The sequence below is a fragment of the Phormidesmis priestleyi ULC007 genome, assembly GCF_001895925.1.
Classification (GTDB): domain Bacteria; phylum Cyanobacteriota; class Cyanobacteriia; order Leptolyngbyales; family Leptolyngbyaceae; genus Phormidesmis_A; species Phormidesmis_A priestleyi_A.
Genome location: NZ_MPPI01000101.1, coordinates 1 through 1,530, shown reverse-complemented (window position 1 = coordinate 1,530; position 1,530 = coordinate 1). Strand labels below are relative to the sequence as shown.

General features: G+C 51.3%; 1 protein-coding gene. It reads left to right on the top strand.

All coding sequences use genetic code 11. The annotated features are described in order from the left end of the window. Window positions 1-101: 101 nt before the first annotated feature. On the top strand, window positions 102-1,530 hold a 1,429-nt coding region (gene tnpC / locus BRW63_RS26965; RefSeq protein WP_073075376.1), incomplete at its 3' end, for an IS66 family transposase.

Below are 1,530 nucleotides of genomic sequence, written 5' to 3'. Positions count from 1 at the left end.
AGCTGGTAACTACTCAGCTTAAAAGAGTGTAAGAATTTGCGGAAACCCGTAAAAGTAACAGTCAGGTTCAAATCATTCTCAGTTCTGACGAGGCAAGCCCCTTGAATGATCCGACTGCGCCAAAACTAACTATCAGTCGAGATGAAATCAGCGCAATCTATCGGCAGGGTGAAGATGCCGTGATTGCGTTAGTCGAGGCGTTAGTCGAGCAGTTTACGACTCAGATCGTGACGCTAGAGCAGCGAGTCGAAAGCCTAGAGAATCAACTGGCAAAAAATAGTCGCAATAGTAGTAAGCCGCCATCTGGGGATGGATTTAAGCCGAAACCGAAAAGCCAACGGGGCAAAAGTGGGCGCTCCAGGGGTGGACAAAAAGGACATCCCGGACAAACGTTGGAGTGGTCAACTGAGGTAGACGAAGTGATTTTCCACTCAGTTGAAACCTGTGAAGCCTGTGGGAGTTCGCTCAGTGAAGTCGCCGTTGAAGCCTGGGATGTGCGCCAAGTCCAAGACCTCCCCCCGATTGGGTTGAGCGTGACGGAACACCGAGCAGAAGTGAAGTGTTGTCCCGGATGTCAAAGCCGCAACCGAGGAGCATTTCCAGTCGGGGTGAATAGCGTGGTGCAATATGGAGCCAGCTTAAAAAGTTTGATGGGGTACTTGCTGGATTACCAGTTGTTGCCATCAGCCCGTGTCGAAGAACTATTTGCCGATGTGTTTGGCTGTGCGTTGTCAGAAGCCACGCTTTACACGAGTCGAGAACGATGTTTTGACGAGTTAGAGCCGGTAGAAGATTGGATTTTTGAGCAAGTGGCGAGCGCCGACGTGATCCATTGCGACGAAACCGGAATGCGAGTTAAGGGACGATTGTGGTGGCTGCATGTTGCCAGTACCGATGGCTTTACCTTCTACTTTGTTCATACCAAGCGCGGCAAAGCGGCACTGGAGGCGATGGCCTTGTTGCCGACCTATGAGGGCATCAGTGTGCATGATGGCTGGAAAAGCTATGCTCAGTATGACTGTGACCATGCCTGGTGCAATGCTCATCACCTGCGCGAACTCGAATTTATTTGCGAACGCTACCAGCAGGTTTGGGCAGAAGAGATGAGCACCTTGTTGCGTGACCTCAAACAGCAAGTAGACGATGCCAAAGACCAAGGTGAAACAACCCTCAACCCAGACCTCGTGCAATGGTTTGAAGAGCGCTATCAGAGGCTCGTAACAGCAGGACTCGCAGCCAATCCATCGCCCCTATCATCGCCTGATGGTGCAAAATCGCGCGGACGACCGAAGCAATCGCCCGCCAAAAACTTACTCGACCGTCTACAACAGCACCAATCGCAGGTGTTGGCATTCATGCATGATTTCCGCGTTCCCTTTGATAACAATCAAGCGGAGCGGGACTTGCGGATGATGAAATTGAAGCAGAAGATATCCGGTGGATTTCGCTCGGTCGAAGGGGCGCAAATGTTTGGTCGCATTCGGGGCTACATTTCCACGCTCAAGAAGCAAGGATTCAATGTATTGGACG